The sequence below is a fragment of the Pseudomonas sp. SWRI77 genome (assembly GCF_014269105.1).
Taxonomy (GTDB): domain Bacteria; phylum Pseudomonadota; class Gammaproteobacteria; order Pseudomonadales; family Pseudomonadaceae; genus Aquipseudomonas; species Aquipseudomonas capeferrum.
Genome location: NZ_JABWRV010000065.1, coordinates 1 through 724 on the forward strand (window position 1 = coordinate 1; position 724 = coordinate 724).

General features: G+C 61.9%; 1 protein-coding gene and 1 pseudogene. Both read right to left on the bottom strand.

Annotated features, from left to right (window positions below):
- Positions 1-88 precede the first annotated feature (88 nt).
- Positions 89-319 carry a helix-turn-helix domain-containing protein gene (locus HU766_RS25950; RefSeq protein ID WP_081874717.1) on the bottom strand — a complete coding sequence of 77 codons (231 nt, stop codon included), beginning with the start codon at positions 317-319 and terminating at the stop codon, positions 89-91.
- Positions 320-322: 3 nt separating this feature from the next.
- Positions 323-724 (bottom strand): annotated as a pseudogene (locus tag HU766_RS25955) (site-specific integrase); the annotation flags it as partial.

The window sequence follows — 724 nt, forward strand, 5'->3', positions numbered from 1 at the left end:
CTGGCATGGGTATCTCCGGGGTGTCTAAGTAATGCCATCTACCCTATGCGCGCACGCACACCCCGGTCAGCGGTTAACTTCGACGTCCTCAGTCGGTATCCGTCGCAAAGCGCACTATGTCGGCTATTTTGTAGAACCGCCGATTGCCACGGCGCACGAATGGCAGCGGTGACCGACCCTCGGCAGCCAGGCGGCGGAGGTAGCTGGGGGCATATCCCAGCAGGTCTGCCGTGGCTGGCTCGGGTACCAAGCCTCCAATCAATGGAGTGATGCCGGCCTGGGCCAACCGCTCGGTAACGTCCTGTTCAACGTCCACCATGATTTACATGCTCCTCTGTGATGCATCCGGGTTTTCGCTAGAGGCCCCGTGGTCTGTGGCCTGTGTCGGATTTTGTGAAATTGCGTATCTCGGGTATGTCTCGCCTGTGAGTGCGCTCAACCCGAGCCCGTCTAAATGGTCGTGCCAGCGTTCCAGGGCTTGGCGCTTGAGGGCTTCGGCGGTGGTGTGGATGTAGGTGGCGTCCATGTTGCGCAGGGCGTGGTTCACCAGCATTTCGCCCACCAGGTAATCCACGCCCAGGTCCATCCAGCAGGTGCGGGCGACCTTGCGCACGTCGTGGCTGGTCCACTGGCGGTCACTCAGTTCGGCAAACACCAGGCTCGCTGCGGTTGCGCTCAGTGGCCCGCGCCGGCTGGCTGGGAACAGGTAGGCACCGTGATAGCC

Bases quoted from the DNA above. Each gene is read 5' to 3' on its own strand.
- HU766_RS25950 (WP_081874717.1), bottom strand. From the start codon at position 319: ATGGTGGACGTTGAACAGGACGTTACCGAGCGGTTGGCCCAGGCCGGC.